The sequence below is a fragment of the Streptomyces sp. NPDC052301 genome (assembly GCF_044593395.1).
Lineage (GTDB): Bacteria > Actinomycetota > Actinomycetes > Streptomycetales > Streptomycetaceae > Streptomyces.
In genome coordinates, this window is the sequence record NZ_JBIUBE010000014.1 from 91,363 (window position 1) to 108,002 (window position 16,640).

Annotated in this window: 14 protein-coding genes; 12 read left to right on the forward strand and 2 right to left on the reverse strand. The window is 72.6% G+C overall.

The annotated features are described in order from the left end of the window. Nucleotides 1–300: glycosyltransferase family 2 protein (locus ACIHEJ_RS31850; protein WP_400140619.1), on the reverse strand; the 300-nt coding region annotated here is incomplete at its 3' end. Between the two features lie 164 nt (nucleotides 301–464). Further along, on the reverse strand, nucleotides 465–1,349 hold the full coding sequence (locus tag ACIHEJ_RS31855) for a BTAD domain-containing putative transcriptional regulator (protein ID WP_400140621.1): 885 nt from the start codon (nucleotides 1,347–1,349) through the stop codon (nucleotides 465–467). Nucleotides 1,350–1,685: 336 nt separating this feature from the next. Here ACIHEJ_RS31855 and ACIHEJ_RS31860 point away from each other — a divergent pair, with 336 nt between their 5' ends. The 12 genes from ACIHEJ_RS31860 (at nucleotide 1,686) to ACIHEJ_RS31915 (ending at nucleotide 16,610) form a co-directional block, all read left to right on the forward strand. Further along, nucleotides 1,686–3,890 (forward strand): TOMM precursor leader peptide-binding protein, encoded by a 2,205-nt coding sequence (locus ACIHEJ_RS31860; protein ID WP_400140623.1) that lies wholly within the window; start codon nucleotides 1,686–1,688, stop codon nucleotides 3,888–3,890. 173 nt (nucleotides 3,891–4,063) lie between these two features. Continuing rightward, entirely contained in the window at nucleotides 4,064–6,106 is a 2,043-nt protein-coding gene (locus ACIHEJ_RS31865; protein WP_400140625.1) for a histidine kinase, read from the forward strand. A 67-nt stretch (nucleotides 6,107–6,173) separates the two neighbouring features. Beyond that, nucleotides 6,174–6,788 (forward strand): DNA-binding response regulator, encoded by a 615-nt coding sequence (locus ACIHEJ_RS31870; protein ID WP_400140841.1) that lies wholly within the window; start codon nucleotides 6,174–6,176, stop codon nucleotides 6,786–6,788. 112 nt (nucleotides 6,789–6,900) lie between these two features. Further along, entirely contained in the window at nucleotides 6,901–7,677 is a 777-nt protein-coding gene (locus tag ACIHEJ_RS31875; protein ID WP_400140627.1) for an alpha/beta fold hydrolase, read from the forward strand. Nucleotides 7,678–7,788: 111 nt separating this feature from the next. Further along, nucleotides 7,789–8,367, forward strand: coding sequence for an adenylyl-sulfate kinase (gene cysC, locus ACIHEJ_RS31880; protein ID WP_400140843.1), 579 nt, complete (start codon nucleotides 7,789–7,791; stop codon nucleotides 8,365–8,367). Further along, a complete protein-coding gene (gene cysD, locus ACIHEJ_RS31885; RefSeq protein WP_400140629.1) occupies nucleotides 8,364–9,302 on the forward strand; it encodes a sulfate adenylyltransferase subunit CysD in 939 nt (312 codons plus the stop codon). The genes cysC and cysD overlap by 4 nt, the downstream gene beginning before the upstream one ends. Nucleotides 9,303–9,304: 2 nt before the next feature. Beyond that, the gene (locus ACIHEJ_RS31890; RefSeq protein ID WP_400140631.1) at nucleotides 9,305–10,660 is read left to right on the forward strand and encodes a sulfate adenylyltransferase subunit 1; all 1,356 of its coding nucleotides are present in this window, start codon (nucleotides 9,305–9,307) and stop codon (nucleotides 10,658–10,660) included. After that, on the forward strand, nucleotides 10,657–13,338 hold the full coding sequence (locus tag ACIHEJ_RS31895; RefSeq protein WP_400140633.1) for an FAD/NAD(P)-binding protein: 2,682 nt from the start codon (nucleotides 10,657–10,659) through the stop codon (nucleotides 13,336–13,338). Before ACIHEJ_RS31890 ends, ACIHEJ_RS31895 begins: the two co-directional genes overlap by 4 nt. A gap of 210 nt (nucleotides 13,339–13,548) precedes the next feature. Next, nucleotides 13,549–13,764, forward strand: coding sequence for a hypothetical protein (locus tag ACIHEJ_RS31900; protein ID WP_400140635.1), 216 nt, complete (start codon nucleotides 13,549–13,551; stop codon nucleotides 13,762–13,764). Nucleotides 13,765–13,795: 31 nt separating this feature from the next. Next, the gene (locus ACIHEJ_RS31905; RefSeq protein WP_400140637.1) at nucleotides 13,796–14,122 is read left to right on the forward strand and encodes a TcmI family type II polyketide cyclase; all 327 of its coding nucleotides are present in this window, start codon (nucleotides 13,796–13,798) and stop codon (nucleotides 14,120–14,122) included. Beyond that, nucleotides 14,119–15,393, forward strand: a complete 1,275-nt coding sequence (locus ACIHEJ_RS31910) for a beta-ketoacyl-[acyl-carrier-protein] synthase family protein (protein ID WP_400140639.1) — start codon at nucleotides 14,119–14,121, stop codon at nucleotides 15,391–15,393. Before ACIHEJ_RS31905 ends, ACIHEJ_RS31910 begins: the two co-directional genes overlap by 4 nt. Continuing rightward, on the forward strand, nucleotides 15,390–16,610 hold the full coding sequence (locus tag ACIHEJ_RS31915) for a ketosynthase chain-length factor (protein WP_400140641.1): 1,221 nt from the start codon (nucleotides 15,390–15,392) through the stop codon (nucleotides 16,608–16,610). Before ACIHEJ_RS31910 ends, ACIHEJ_RS31915 begins: the two co-directional genes overlap by 4 nt. Nucleotides 16,611–16,640 lie beyond the last annotated feature (30 nt).

A 16,640-nucleotide genomic window follows, 5' to 3' on the forward strand; every position in this document is an offset into this window, starting at 1 on the left:
GACGAGAAGGCCGTCGTCGTCCAGTTCCACGACGATGTCGGTGTCGCCGTACTCACGCAGCCGGGCGAGGGCGACGTTGCGGCCGCCGGGGCAGCCGAGGTTCTCCTCGACGTCGATGGTGGTCACCTCGCCGGGCAGGGAGAGCCGGCGGGCGAACTCGGGCAGCCGGCAGCCGTTTCCGACGATCACGATGCGGGCCGGGGCGAGGTCCTGCTTGGCCACGGACTCCAGCAGGGCGTCGACCTCGGCGGGCCGGTTGCCCATGGTCACCACGGCGACGGCGATCCTCGGCTCCACCACGTCCCTCACCCCATCCGGCCGACGGCGGCACCGCACCCTGACCGCGCGGTGCCCGCCGTTCACCAAGATGTTGCCTCAGAGCCGTGGGTTCACCCGATACCGCTTCACTTTGCGGCCCTTTTGCTCCGGCTTTGTCGGCTTCTTCCCGGGCCTTCAACGCCGGTTCAGGAGACCCGGGCGAGCCGGCCCGCCGCGAACTCCTCGGGGGACCACGACACGGACCAGACGTCCAGTGCCGGGTCGCCCGACAGGATCGCCGTCTGCAGGCTCTGCAGCCGCGGGCAGGGCTCGACGCCCAGTTCGTGGTTGAGCACGGCCCGGAGCCGGTGGAACGCCTCCAGCGAGCGGCCGACCCGGCCCGCCCGGTACAGGGCGATCATCAGGTAGGCGCAGAGGTTCTCGTTCATCGGGTTCCTGGCCACCACCCGGGTCAGCTCGCCCAGCAGGTCGGCGTGGCGCCCCAGGGCCAGGTCGGACTCTATGCGCCGTTCCAGCGCGCCGAGCCGGCTCTCCTCCAGGGAGACCGCCTCGATCTCCAGGATGCTGCCCTTCCTGACGTCGACCAGCGCGGGGCCGCGCCACAGCTGCAACGCCTGGCGCAGCTCCTCGGAGGCGCGGCGGTGGTCGGCCCGCTCGGAGGCGGTGCAGCCGGCGCGCACCCGGCGCTCGAACGTCTCGACGTCCGTGTCGCAGGCGTCGCCCTCGAGGAGGTAGCCGCTGTGCCGGGTGCTGAGGATCTGCCGGGCGCCCGGGCGGTCGGCGTCGGCCGCCGCGAGCGCCTTGCGCAGCTGCAGGACGTACGTCTGGAGTGTGGTGGCGTGGCTGCGCGGCGGCCGGTCGCCCCACAGCTCCTCGATGAGGGTCGACACCGTGACGACCTTGCCCACGTTCAGCGCGAGCAGGGCCAGGACCTGGCGCTGCTTGGGCGCGCTGGCGGTCACGGGCGTGCGGTCGAGGTGCAGGTTCAGCGAGCCGAGCAGCCCGATGCTCAGCAGTCCGGGCTGCTGCCCAGCATCGACGGAGTCGTAGGTTGTGGGGCCTTCGGACATTTCCATTCCTCCAGGCATCGCGGCTATCGATCTCGATGACCAGCATGCGCAGAGCGCCGGGAGTTGCCCACTGAGTGGCACATCTATCCGATGTGAAGAATTCACGCCCGACACATGAATCAGCGCATGGCGGTGCGCAGCAGGGGAGTTGGAAACTTCCGGCACCGCAGCGACCACCCGCTGCCTCACTCGGAGGGGGACAATCATGCAGATCGCTCTGGGCTCGGACGACCTGATCATCGAGAACCTCGACGACGCCGCGACCGGCGTGGAGGAGCTTCCCGCCGGCTGGTGTTTCATCGTGGTCGGCGCGGCGCAGTAACCCGGCGGCCCCCGATGCGCGTTGAGGAACGGCCGATCGGATTCCGGCGGCACCTGCGGGCCGAGATCGTCCCGGGCGAGGCGGTGTACCTGGTCTCGCCCCGGGGGACGACGGCCCTGTCCGGGAAGGCCATCCAGAAGGTGGCCCCGCTGCTGGACGGTTCACTGACGCTCGATGGTCTGCGCGCCGCCGTCCAGCTCCCCACGGCGGAGCTGGACGGCATGCTCGGCCGGCTCGCCGCCGCCGGTCTCGTCGGCTTCCACACGGGCCCCGAGGACCGCGCGGCCGCGGCCTACTGGGACCTGGCGGGGGTGGGCGGCCCGGTGGAGGCCGCGGTGAGCGTGGTCGCACTCGGCCGGGCCGACGCCGCCGCGGCCGAGCGCGCCTGCCGCGCGGCGGGCCTGTCCTGCGGCCCCGCGGCGACCTTCACCCTGGTCGTCTGCGACGACTACCTCGATCCGGCGCTGGCCGAGTTCAACACCGCCCGGCTCGCGGACGGCCGGCCGTGGCTGGCGGCCAAGCCGTACGGGGCACAGCTGTGGATCGGCCCGGTCTTCCGGCCGGGAACCGGGCCCTGCTGGTCCTGCCTGGCCGCGCGGCTGCGCTGCCACCGGCGCGGCGAGAACCAGGTGCGGCGGGCGCTCGGGCTGGCCGGCCCGGTGCGGGCGCCGGAGGCCTCGCTGGCGGCGACCCGCGAGCTGGGCCTGCAGACCGCCGCGCTCCAGGCCGCCAAGTGGCTGGCCGGTCTGCGCGACGACGCCCAGAACGCGGTCTGGACGATGGACACCCTGACCCTCGCCACCGCCCACCACCCGGTCGCCCTGCGGCCCCAGTGCCCGGACTGCGGCGACCCGGAGCTGGTCGCCGACCGCGCCCTGCTGCCGGTCCGGCCGGTCTCCCGGCCGAAGCACGTCGCCGGGGGGAACGGGCACCGGGCGCTGTCCGCGGAGCAGATGTGGGAACGCTTCGGCCACCTCGCCGATCCCGTCACCGGGATCGTCGAGCGGGTCGTCCGCGATCCGCGCAGCCCGTCGTTCCTGCACTGCTACCAGGCAGGTCCCAACCTCGCGCTGACGGAGTGCGACCTCGCCACCCACCGGGCCGGCCTGCGCATGCAGAGCGGGGGCAAGGGGCGCACCGACCTGGACGCCCGGGTCAGCGCGCTGTGCGAGGCGGTCGAGCGGTACAGCGGGACGCGCTCGGGTGACGAGGCGACGATCCGCGGCAGTTACCGGGCTCTCGCGCCCCGGGCCGTCCATCCGGGCGCGTGCATGCTCTACGACGAGCGCCAGTACCGCGAGCGCGAGCGGTGGAACGCGCCGGGCATTCCGTTCCAGCACGTGCCCGAGCCGTTCGACGAGGACGCCGAGATCGAATGGACGCCCGTGTGGTCGCTCACCGGCGAGACGCACCGGCTCCTGCCGACCGACCTGCTGTACTTCCGCGGCGACGGGATCGCCTCCGTCGTCGCCGACTCCAACGGCAACGCCGCGGGCGGCACCCTGGAGGACGCCGTTCTGCAGGGCTTCCTTGAACTGGTCGAGCGGGACGCGGTGGCGCTGTGGTGGTACAACCGGACCCGGCAGGCCGCGGTCGACCTGGACGCGTTCGGCGACCCGTGGATCTCCGCCCTGCCCGGCCGGTTCCGCGAGCTGGACCGCACGCTGTGGGTGCTCGACCTGACCGCCGACCTGGGCGTCCCGGTCATGGCCGCGGTCTCGCGCCGCCTCGGCGGCCCGGCCGAGGACCTCATGCTCGGCTTCGGCGCCCATCTGGACCCGGCCGTCGCGCTGAGCCGTGCCGTCACCGAGCTGGGCCAGCTGCTGCCCGCCGTGACGGGCGGCTACGCGCCGGGGCTGCCCGGCCATCTGCTCGACTGGTGGCGCACGGAGACGGTCGCTTCCCAGCCGTACCTCCTGCCCGACCCCGCACAGCCCGCGCGCACCCCGGCGGACTACGACCACGTCCCGCGCGCCGATCTCCGGGACGACCTGGACCACCTGTGCGCGCTGGCCCGGCGCCACGGTCTGGAGGTGCTCGTCCTCGACCAGACGCGGCCCGACATCGGACTGCCCGTCGTGAAGGTCGTCGTCCCCGGGCTGAGGCACTTCTGGGCGCGCTACGCGCCGGGCCGGCTGTTCGACGTGCCGGTTCGTCTGGGCAGGATCGCCTCTCCCACCGCTTATGAAGATCTCAATCCGATTCCGCTGTTCCTGTAGCCGGGTAAGATCATCCGCAGTGGCTTCCGGCTCGGTCAATAAAGTGAAAAGAGTAAAGATTCTCAGCCATGACAACCCGATAATTCGTCGGTAAGATCATCCCGGTTTCCAGGAGAACCGGGGGGTTGCCTGTGCTGCCAGCCACCGTAGGTCGGACCGGGAGGCACGCGCCGATGCTCGACTCGTCCGACGGCGACGACCAGGACGACGGGTCAGGCCTGCAGGCACCGCGCATGGCGCTCCTGGTCACCCTGGGCGTACTCGGCGGCAACACGGTCGTCACGGTCCTCAACGTCCTCGACGAGCACACCGATTCCGGACGACTGGTCCTTCTGACGGCCTGTCTCGCGGCCGTACTGTGCCTGCAGTTCGCGCACTCCACCCGAAGACCGCGGACCTGGTCCGTCCGCCGCCGCGTGCTCACCCTGTCCGCCCAGGCACTGGTCACCTACCTGCCGCTCGCCTGGCTGGGAGCACCGTGGGGCGCGATGGCCGGGCTGCTCGCAGGATCGATCCTGCTCGCCGTGCCGGGCCGGCTCCGCTGGCCGCTGTACGCGCTGGTCACCGCAGCCATCGTGCCCGCGGTCGTCGCCGTCGCGGGGCCGGGCCTCGCGGTCTACGGGCTCGGCGCCACCCTGCTCTCCAGCGGCATCATCTTCGGCGTCAGCTCCCTGGCCGGACTGGTCGTCGAGTTGCGCGAGACCCGGCGCGCACTGGCCGGGATGGCGGTCGTCCAGGAACGGCTGCGGGTCGCCGGCGATCTGCACGACCTGTTCGGCTACAGCCTGTCGGCGATCATGCTGAAGAGCGAGCTCGGCCACCGGCTGCTGCCGAGGGCGCCCGACAAGGCCAGGGCCGAGGTCGCCGCGGTGCTCGGCATCGCCCGGGACGCCCTGGCCGACGTGCGCATGGTCGCCACCGGCTACCGCGACATGTCGCTGGCCGCCGAGACCGAGTCCGCGCTCTCCGTCCTGTCCGCCGCGCAGATCACGGCCGAGGCCGGCCTGGACTGCGGTCCGCTGCCGCGCGAGGTGGACACCGTCCTGGCCATCGTGCTGCGCGAGGCGGTCACCAACGTCCTGCGGCACAGCAAGGCGCAGCGATGTACCGTCACCGCGACCCGGGACGTCGGGGCCGGCGAGGCCGGCGAGACGGTGGTCCTGCGCATCCGCAACGACGGTGCCGGGGAGGGCAGCCCGGACACCGGCACGGACGGCGGCAGCGGCCTGAAGAACCTGACGACCCGCCTGCAGGGCGTCGGCGGCGAGCTGAGCAGCGGTCCGGCCGACGACGGCTGGTTCGAGGTCGTCGCCCGCGCCCCGGCCGCCGCCCGGGACGACGACGGTCCCGGCGAGTCCGAACCCGAGGAGGACGCGCAGGCCGCCCGGCAGTGGGCGCCCCGGATGGCGCGGGGCATGCTCGTCGCCGTTCTGGTCGGCTACACGCTCATCACCGTGATCAACGCCGCCGGCGGCCCGGGCTCCGGGGTCACCGTGCTCGGCTTCCTCGCCTGCTTCGCCGTCGTCGTGACGCTCCAGGTCTTCCACTCGCTGCGCCGCTCGCGCAGTTGGCCGGCGCGCGTACGGGCGCTCACCCTGGGCCTGCAGGCCGCGGCGAGCTACGCGCCCCTGCTGTGGCTCGGCAGCCCCTGGGGCTCGATGGCCGGGTTCCTCGGCGGATCGCTGCTGATCACCCTGTCGGGCAGGCTCCGCTGGGTGCTGTACGCGGCCTCGGGCCTGGTGGTCGTGCCGCTCGCGGCGGCCCTCGGCACCCGGCTGGCCGACATCGTCTACCTGGCCGACTCCTCGCTGGTGGCCGGCCTGGTGGTCTACGGCATCACCGCGCTGTACCGGCTGGTCACCGAACTGCACGAGGCCAGGGGGGCACTCGCGCAGCTGGCCGTGGCCCGCGAACGCCTGATCGTGGAGCGCGAGTTGCACGCGGTGCTGGGCTCCAGCCTCTCCACGGTCACGATGAAGTGCGCCCTGATCCACCGGCTGCTGCCCGAGGCACTGGAGCCCGCGCGCGACGAACTGGCCACCGTGCTCGGCATCTCCCGCCAGGCGCTCGCCGACGTCCGTCGCGTGGCACGTGGGTACCGCGGTCAGGTGAACACTTTCGGCCGTTCCGAACACTCTCGGCCACATTCGGAATTCGCCTGGCCCGTGGCCGAGGACCCGCCGCACACGCGTGAAGACACAGACGCCGCGCTCTGACAATTCACGTGCAATTATTGGGGCATTTACCAAGTCTTTAGCAGCGTACAGAGGGGGACAAGTGGAGATTCGGCGGATCAGAATTCTCCTGGCCGAGGACATGCACATGGTGCGGGGGGCACTGGTCACGCTGCTCGAGCTGGAGCCCGATCTGGAAGTCGTCGGCGTCGTGGACAAGGGTGACCTGATCGTCCCGACCGCACTGAAGTGCCGGCCGGACGTGGCCATCATGGACGTCGATCTGCCGAACATGGACGGCCTCACCGCGGCCGAGCTGCTGCACCAGCAGCTCCCGGAGTGCCGGGCCCTGATGATGACCGGGGTCGGCCGTCCCAGCTATCTGCGCCGCGCGATGTCCGCGCGCGTCGCCGGCTTCCTGCTCAAGGACTCCCCGTCCGAGCAGCTCGCGCAGGCCGTCCGGGAGGTGGCCGCGGGCCGCCGGGTGATCAACCCCCAACTGGCCATGAGCGCCTGGGACATCGGCGACAACCCGCTGTCCGAGCGCGAGACCGAGGTGCTCGGCATGGCCGCGCAGGGAGACGAGCCACGGGAGATCGCCGAGAAGCTGCACCTGTCGATCGGAACGGTGCGCAACTACCTCACGACGATCGTGGTCAAGCTCAACGCCCGCAACCGGATCGACGCCGTCCGCATCGCCACCGAGGCCGGCTGGCTCTCCTGAGCTTTGCGCGGGCCCCCCGCGACCGGTCCTCGACCGGCGGTCCACCGACGCGTTCGACGATGCCGACATAAGGCGAGGTGAGAGCACCTCCGGTCGGCATGAGGAGAGCGTGATGCGCAAGGTCGTTTCCCGGGACGGCACGACGATCGCTTATGAGCAGGCGGGCGAAGGCCCGCCGATCGTGCTTCTCAACGGCTCGTTCCGCGATCACACGATCTTCGACGCGCTCGTGCCCGAGCTGTCGCCGCATCTGACCACCTTCGTGTACGACCGCCGGGGACGCGGCGAGAGCGGTGACTCCCCCGAGTACGCCGTCCAGCGGGAGATCGAGGACCTCGAGGCGGTGATCGAGGCGGCCGGCGGCTCGGCGGTGGTCTTCGCCGGGTCCACCGGTGCGAACCTGGCGGTCGAGGCGGCGCTCGCCGGCGCCCCGATCAGCAAGCTGGCGCTGCACGAGCCGTTCTACCGCGTCGGCGACTATCCGATGCCGCCGTGGAACGTCGCGAAGACGCTCCGTGTCCTGCTGTCGGAGGAGCGGCGCACCGAGGCCGTCGAGTACTTCCTCGGCGCCCTGCTGGGCCTCACCCCCGACACGGTCGCCGACTGGCGCAAGGGCCCGATCTGGGCGATCAACGAGGCGAACGCCCACACCCTCGTCTACGACACCGCGATCTGCGGCGACTACAAGGTCCCCGCCGACCGGCTGGCGGACTACCCGACCGAGGCCCTGGTCCTCAACAGCGACCACACCAGCGCCTGGCTGCGCGCGGCGGCACAGGCGACCGCCGACGCGCTGCCGAACGGCCGTTCGCTGGAGCTGCCCGGTTCCTGGCACCGGATCGACATGGACGTGCTCGGCCGCACCCTGGTCGAGTTCGCCACCACCTGAGAGGTCCCGCCGGCCCGGCCGCGACCCGGGTCCGAGCCCGCGTACGTCACCTCCGACAGGCCGTCACTTCACTTCCGGGAGACCCTCACCGTGACGACAGCTCACCCCCTCATCGTCGGGGACCCCGCAGCGCCGGCCTCCGCGGCCGTCCCCGGGGAGCGCGGCGCCACCGTGTGGCTGACCGGGCTGCCCAGCGCGGGCAAGACCACCCTCGCCCTCGCCCTCGCCGAGCGCCTGCGCGGCGAGGGCCGGCGGGTCGAGGTGCTCGACGGCGACGAGATCCGCGCGTTCCTCTCCGAGGGACTGGGATTCACCAGGGAGGACCGGCACACCAACGTGACCCGGATCGGATTCGTCGCCGAGAGGCTGGCCTCCCACGGCGTCACGGTGCTGGTCCCGGTCATCGCCCCCTACGCCGACTCCCGTGCCGCCGTACGCGCGAGGCACGCCGCAGCCGGCACCGCGTTCCTGGAGGTCCATGTCGCCACCCCGGTCGAGGTCTGCTCCCGGCGCGACGTCAAGGGCCTGTACGCCCGGCAGGCCACCGGCGAGATCTCCGGGCTCACCGGCGTGGACGACCCGTACGAGGCACCGGAGAACCCGGATCTCCGCATCCAGACGCAGGGCAGCTCGCCGGCCGACTCCGCCGCCGAGCTGCACGCCTTTCTGACCGAGAGGGACCTCGCATGACGACCGCGACCCGCAGCCCCGTCGCCACCGACGACGACCCGTACGCGCTGAGCCACCTGGACGCGCTCGAGGCCGAGTCGGTGCACATCCTCCGCGAGGTGGCGGGCGAGTTCGAGCGGCCGGTGATCCTGTTCTCCGGCGGCAAGGACTCGATCGTGATGCTGCACCTGGCGCTCAAGGCCTTCCACCCGGCGCCGGTCCCCTTCGCGCTGCTGCACGTCGACACCGGGCACAACTTCCCCGAGGTCATCGCCTACCGCGACCGCGTCGTCGGCCGTCACCGGCTGCGCCTGCACGTCGCCTCCGTGCAGGACTACCTCGACGACGGCCGGCTGCGCGAGCGTCCGGACGGCACCCGCAACCCGCTGCAGACCGTGCCGCTGCTCGACGCCATCGAGTCGCACGGCTTCGACGCGGTCTTCGGCGGCGGGCGCCGCGACGAGGAGAAGGCCCGCGCCAAGGAGCGGGTCTTCTCGCTGCGCGACGAGTTCGGCGCCTGGGACCCGCGCCGGCAGCGCCCCGAGCTGTGGTCGCTCTACAACGGCAGGCACGCGCCGGGCCAGCACGTGCGGGTCTTCCCGCTCTCCGACTGGACCGAGCTGGACGTGTGGCAGTACGTCGAGCGCGAGGGCATCGAGCTGCCGGAGATCTACTACGCCCACGAGCGCGAGGTGTTCCGGCGCGGCGGGATGTGGCTGACCGCCGGGGCGTGGGGCGGCCCCAAGGAGCACGAGACGCCCGAGCGCCGGCTGGTCCGCTACCGCACCGTCGGCGACATGTCCTGTACCGGCGCCGTCGAGTCCACCGCCGCCGGCAACGCGGAGATCATCGCCGAGATAGCAGCCAGCCGCCTCACCGAGCGCGGCGCCACCCGGGCCGACGACAAGCTCTCCGAGGCCGCGATGGAAGACCGCAAGCGCGAGGGGTACTTCTGATCATGACCATCGAGATCGCCGCCTCGCTGCTGCGCTTCGCCACCGCGGGCTCCGTCGACGACGGCAAGTCCACCCTCGTCGGGCGCCTGCTGCACGACTCCAAGTCGGTCCTGGCCGACCAGCTGGAGGCCGTCGAGCGGGCCTCCGCGAGCCGCGGCCAGGACGCGCCGGACCTCGCCCTGCTCACCGACGGCCTGCGGGCCGAGCGCGAACAGGGCATCACCATCGACGTGGCGTACCGCTACTTCGCGACCCCGCGCCGCCGGTTCATCCTCGCCGACACCCCCGGCCATGTGCAGTACACCCGCAACATGGTCACCGGCGCCTCCACGGCCGAGCTGACGGTGATCCTCGTCGACGCCCGCAACGGTGTCGTCGAGCAGACCCGGCGGCACGCGGCCATCGCCGCCCTGCTGCGGGTCCCGCACGCCGTCCTCGCCGTCAACAAGATGGACCTGGTCGGGTACGAGGAGAAGGCGTTCGCCGCGATCGCCGAGGAGTTCACCGCCTACGCTGCCTCCCTCGGGGTCACGGACGTCATGGCGATCCCGATGTCCGCGCTGGCCGGGGACAACGTGGTCGAGCCCTCCGCGCACATGGACTGGTACGGCGGCCCGACCCTGCTGGAGCACCTGGAGACCGTGCCGGTCGGCAGCGACCCGGGCCGCCGGCCCGCCCGCTTCCCGGTGCAGTACGTGATCCGCCCGCAGAGCGAGGAGTACCGCGACTACCGGGGATACGCCGGGCAGTTGGCGTCCGGTGTGCTGCGGGTCGGGGACGCCGTCACCGTCCTGCCCTCCGGCCGTACCAGCACCGTCACGGCCATCGACGCGCTCGGCAGACGGACGGACATCGCCTGGGCACCCCAGTCGGTCACCGTCCGGCTCGCCGACCAGCTCGACGTCTCCCGCGGCGACCTGCTCGCCTCCGGTCCCGCCCCGGACCCCGTGACGGACTTCGCGGCCACCGTCTGTCATCTGAGCGAACGTCCGCTGCTCAGCGGCGCCAAGGTACTCCTGAAGCACACCACCCGTACCGTGCGCGCGCGGGTCGAGGAGATCACCTACCGGATCGACACCGACACCCTCGAACAGCGCTCCGGCACCGGACGGCTGGACGTCAACGACCTGGGCCGCGTGGTGCTGCGCACCGTCGAGCCGCTGGCCCTCGACGCCTACGCCGACAACCGCCGTACCGGCTCGTTCCTGCTGATCGACCCGGCCGACGGCACCACCCTCGCCGCCGGCATGGCGGGCGAGGCGTTCGCGACCGCCGCGGCCGCCCCGCGCGAAGCCGCCGACCGGCGGCCGGACGACGCCGAACGAACAGGCCGAAGGAACCAGGAGGTCCCCACGTGAGCTGGAATTCGTCCTCGCACCGGATCGCGGTCGTCGGCGCCGGCGCGGCCGGGACCCTGACGGCGGTGCAGCTGCTGCGGCAGAGCGAACGCCTCGGCCGGGCGGCCGAGATCTGGCTGATCGACCCGGCCGGACAGCCCGGCCCGGGCGTCGCCTACGGCACGTCCGACCCCCGGCATCTGCTCAACGTGGCCGCCGGCCGGATGAGCGCCTTCCCCGACGACCCCGAGCACTTCCTGCGCTGGTTCGCCGCCCGGCACCCCGGCGCCGGGCCCGGTGACTACCTGCCCCGGCAGGAGTACGGGCGCTATCTGACCGAGGTGCTCGACACCACCGCGGCGGGCAGCCGCCGGGCCCGGCTGCACCGGGTGCGGGACCGGGTCGTCGGCGCCCGCGCCCAGGGCGCCGGGGTCGCGCTGCGGCTCACCGACGGCACCGAACTGCGCGTCGACGCGGCCGTGCTCGCGCTGGGCAACTTCGCGCCGGGCCAGGACTGGGCCGGCACCGAGCTGCGGGAGTCCCGCCGCTTCGTCGCCGACCCCTGGGAGCCCGGCGCGCTCGACGACGTGCCCGAGGACGCCGACGTCCTGCTGGTCGGCACCGGGCTGACCATGGCGGACCTGGCCGTCAGCCTGGCCCGTCCCGGCCGGGTGCTGCACGCGGTGTCCCGCAACGGGCTCGTGCCCCGCGACCATCTGACCGAGCCCGCCCCGGCCGCCGAGCCGCCGCGTCTCGACGGCTCGCGCGGCCTCGACGCCCTGCGCCGGGACGTGCGGCACTATCTCGCCGCGAGCCGCCGTGCCTGTGGCGACTGGCGTCCCGGCATGGACGGGCTGCGCCCGCTGACGGCGGCGCTGTGGCAGCAGCTGTCCACGGCCGACCGCAGCCGCTTCCTCCGGGAGGACCTGCGGCTGTGGGAGGTGCACCGGCACCGGATGGCTCCCGGCACGGCGGCCATGGTCCGCGCACTGCGGGACTCGGGCCGGCTGCGGGTGGCGTGCGCGGAGACGGTGCGGGCCGTGCCCGGCGCGGACGCGGTGACCGTACGGCTGAGCGACGGCAGGGAGCTGCGGGTCGGCGCGGTGATCAACTGCACCGGGGCCCAGACCGACCTGCGCCGCACGGCGGACCCCCTGGTGCGCTGCCTGCTGGACCGCGGGCACGCCCGTACCGGCCCCGCCGGCCTGGGCTTCGACACCTGGAGCGACGGCCGGCTGGTGCCCGCCGTCGTCACCTCGGTCTCCCGGCTGTGGACGCTCGGGGTGCTGCGCCGCGGCAACCTCCTGGAGAGCACGGCGATTCCGGAGATCCGCGCCCAGGCGGCGGAGGTCGCGGGCAGCGTGCTGACGGTGCTCGGCCGCCGCAGCGGCCCCCGGGCCACCGACCGCTACGGGCAGACGCTGAGCACGACCCTCGACGCGGCCGAGTTCTACAACGAGGCCCTCGACCGGATCCTGGCCGGCGAACGCGGCGCCGAGGCGCTGCTGACCGAGGCGGTCACCACCGACCCGGACTTCGCCGCGGGCCATGCGGCGCTGGCGCTGCTCGGGCACGAGTGCGGGGCCGTCCCGGACCCGGCCGCCGCGCTCGAGGCCGCGCGACGGGCCGCGGCGCGCCGGGCGAACGACCGCGAACGCAGCCTGATCGCCGCGCTGGACGCGCGGCTGAACGGCACCGAGGAGGCGGGCAGGACGGCCCTGCTGCGGCACATCGCCGACCATCCGCGGGAAGCGCTGGTGGTGAGCGCGGCCGTACCCACCATCTCGTTCAACGGCGTCACCGGCGCCGAGGAGGCCTGGGCCCTGATCGAGGGCCTGTCCGGCACCTATGGCGCCGACTGGTGGTACCTGGGGCAGCTCGCCTTCGTCCGGCAGGAGCAGGAACGCTGGCAGGAGGCCGAGGCGCTGGCCGCGCAGGCGCTCACCGCGAGGCCCTCGGCCGGCCACGCCGTCCATGCCCGCAGCCATGTCTTCTACGAGACCGGCGAGCACCGCGCCGGACTGGCCTGGCTGGACGACTGGATCCGCCGGTACGGGGCCGACTCCAGCCACTGCGCCCACTTCTCCTGGCACGCCGCGCTGCACGAGCTGATGCTCGACGACCGGCGTGCCGTGCGCCGCCGCTTCCACCGGGAACTGGCCGGCTCCGGCGTGAGCGGGGGCCGGGTGCTGGTCGATTCGGTCTCGATGCTGTGGCGGGCCCGGATGACGGGCAGCTGGAGCGGCGAACTGCCGCTCACCGGCCTGCTGGAGGCGGCCCCCGCGCACTGGCTGGACGCCCCTGCGACGTCCTTCGCCGCCCTGCACAGCGCGCTCGCCCTCGCCGCGGCCGGCGACCTCGACGGTCTGGGGCGGTTGCGCGCCCATGCCGTGACGCACCACCAGGAGGCCTTCGCGCTGGTGATCGCGCCGCTCTGCGAGGCCCTGGCCGCGGTGCTCCGGGAGAGCTGGCGGGAGGCGGCGCTGCGGCTGTGGCCGCTGCTGCCCGAGCTGGGCCGGGTGGGCGGCAGCAGGGCGCAGCTCGGGGTCGTCGAGGAGACCCTGCTGCACGCCCTGATCGCGGGCGGCGAGCACGACCGGGCCGCGGACCTGCTCGCGGCCCGGCTGGACCGCCGTCCGGCGCCGCTGGACCGCCGGCGGCTGACCGCGCTGAGCGATCTGCGCGCGGCGCGGGTGTGAGACACACCTGAGACCCCCGGCCGTACGGCCGGCCGAAAGGGCGGTTCCTCACCGGGAACCGCCCTTTTCGCTGCCCTTTTCCGCTGCCCGCTTCCGCCGTCCTTTCCTGCTCCAGCGGAATGCGACGCTTCATTGACCCTTGTACGACCACTTCTTGAGGGGATTCCTACATGGTGACGACGGGCGGTTCCCCGGCGAATGGAGAAGTACATGGGCGCGCTGCTCAGTTCCGTCATGAGATCCCTGTGGAAGAACTTCAGCGATGGCCTGATGTGGATGGGGCGGGCGTGGAGCGGAATGGGTCCACCGCACGAATGGTACGAGTGGGGGGAATTCCGTTTTCCACCGTCCGACCAGCCCTGCCTCCCGCCGTTGACGGAAGAGGAGCTGACCGAATGGGCGGCACTCGTCAAGAACCTGCGATAGGCGCAGCAGCACACCCAGAGGAGGCGGTCGAATGCACAGCAATCTGATAGTGGCCAGAATGGATGCTCGTTCGAGTGCGGAGGTGGCCCGGCTCTTCGGCGCTTTCGACGCGACCGAGATGCCGCACCGCATGGGGACGCGGCGACGCCAGCTCTTCATGTACAAGGGCCTGTACTTCCATCTTCAGGACTTCGACGACGACAACGGCGGGGAGCTGATCGAGGAGGCGAAGGCCGATCCGCGCTTCGTCCGGATCAGTGACGACCTCAAGCCGTTCATCGAGGCGTACGACCCGGCGACCTGGCGGTCCCCCGCGGACGCGATGGCGCAGCGCTTCTACACCTGGGAGTCGGCGTGACCGCCCGTCGGGTGGCCGTCACCGGGGTCGGGGTGGTGGCCCCGGGAGGCATCGGGACCAAGAACTTCTGGGGCCTGCTCAGCGAGGGCCGGACGGCGACCCGGGGGATCACCTTCTTCGATCCGGCGCCGTTCCGCTCCCGGGTAGCGGCCGAGATCGACTTCGATCCGGAGGAGCACGGACTCGGCCCGCAGCAGATCCGGCGCACCGACCGGGCCGCGCAGTTCGCCCTCGTGGGCACGCGCGAGGCGACGGCGGACAGCGGGCTGGACCTGAGCGGCTTCGCGCCGCACCGGGTCGGGGTCGCGGTCGGCAGCGCGGTGGGCGCCACCACGGGACTCGACGAGGAGTACCGGGTGGTCAGCGACGGCGGCCGGCTCGACGTCGTCGACCACGAGTACGCCGTACCGCACCTCTACAACTACTTCGTGCCCAGTTCCTTCGCCGCCGAGGTCGCCTGGGCGGTCGGCGCCGAGGGGCCCTCGACGGTGGTCTCCACCGGCTGTACCTCCGGCATCGACTCGGTCGGCTACGCGGCCGAGCTGATCCGCGACGGCTCCGCCGACGTGATGATCACCGGTGCCACGGACGCGCCGATCTCACCGATCTCCGTGGCGTGCTTCGACGCGATCAAGGCGACCACCTCGCGCAACGACGACCCCGAGCACGCCTCCCGGCCCTTCGACCTCACCCGCAACGGCTTCGTGCTGGGCGAGGGCGCCGCGATGTTCGTCCTGGAGGAGCTCGAGTCCGCCCGCCGGCGCGGTGCCCACATCTACGCCGAGATCGCCGGATACGCCAGCCGGTGCAACGCCTTCCACATGACCGGACTGCGTCCCGACGGCCTGGAGATGGCGGAGGCCATCCGTGCGGCGCTGGACGAGGCGCGGCTCGGCCCGGAGGCCGTGGACTACATCAACGCGCACGGCTCCGGCACCAAGCAGAACGACCGGCACGAGACCAGCGCCTTCAAGCGCAGCCTCGGCGACCACGCCCGCCGTACCCCCGTGAGCTCGATCAAGTCGATGGTCGGCCACTCGCTCGGCGCGATCGGCTCGATAGAGATCGCCGCCTCAATCCTGGCCATGGAGAACAACGTGGTGCCCCCGACAGCGAACCTGCACAGGCCCGACCCCGAATGCGACCTCGACTACGTGCCGCTCACCGCGCGGGACTGGCGCACCGACACCGTGCTGACGGTCGGCAGCGGTTTCGGCGGCTTCCAGAGCGCGATGGTGCTCGCCCGGCCGGACAGGAAGACCGCGGCATGAGCGCCCAGGTCGTGGTCACCGGCATCGGCATCGTGTCCCCCAACGGCTTCGGCGTGGACGACTACTGGGACGCCACCCGGGCCTCCAGGAGCGGCATCGGCCGCATCGAGCGCTTCGACCCGGAGCGCTATCCCTCGAAGCTGGCCGGGCAGGTCGACGGGTTCGCCGTCGAGGAGCACCTGCCCAGCCGGCTCATCCCGCAGACCGACCGCATGACCCAGCTCGCGCTCGTGGGCGCCGAGCACGCCCTGGCCGACGCCGGGGTGAGCACGGCGGAAGCGGACGAGTACGGCATGGGCGTGATGACCGCCAGCACCTCGGGCGGCTTCGAGTTCGGCCAGGGTCAGCTCCAGAACCTGTGGAGCAAGGGCAGCCAGTACGTCAGCGCCTACCAGTCCTTCGCCTGGTTCTACGCGGTCAACACCGGCCAGATCTCCATCCGGCACGGCATGAAGGGCCCGAGCGGCGTGGTCGTCAGCGACCAGGCCGGCGGCCTCGACGCCCTCGCGCACGCGCGCCGTCTGGTCCGCAAGGGCAGCGATCTGATCCTGTCCGGCGGTGTCGACGCGGCCGTCTGCCCCTGGGGGTGGGTGGCTCAGCTCACCACCGGGGAGCTGAGCACCGAGGAGCGCCCCGACCGGGCGTACCTGCCCTTCGACGCCGACGCGGCCGGCTATGTGCCCGGTGAGGGCGGGGCCCTGCTGATCCTGGAGGACGCCGAGGCCGCGCGCCGGCGCGGCGTGCGCCAGGTGTACGGCGAGATCACCGGGTACGGCTCGACGTTCGACCCGGCCGCGGACAGCGGGCGTGAGCCGGCGCTGCGCAAGGCGATCGAGATCGCGCTGGACGACGCCGGAGTGCCGCCGGGCGAGATCGACGTCGTCTTCGCCGACGCGGCCGGTGTCCCCGAGCGCGACCGGATCGAGGCGGCGGCCGTCACCGAGGTCTTCGGATCCCGGGCGGTGCCCGTCACGGCGCCCAAGACCATGACGGGCAGGCTCGGTTCGGGGGCCGGCCCGCTGGACGTCGCCACCGCCCTGCTGGCCATGCGCGACGGGGTGATCCCCCCGACGGCGAACGTCACCCTCTCCCCCGACTACGACCTCGATCTGGTCACCGCACCCCGGCACACCCCCGTGACCACGGCGCTCGTCCTGGCCCGGGGCCACGGCGGCTTCAACTCCGCCGTCGTCCTGCGCTCCGTCGACTGGAACTGAACGCACAGCCGAACGCACAGAACCGAACGC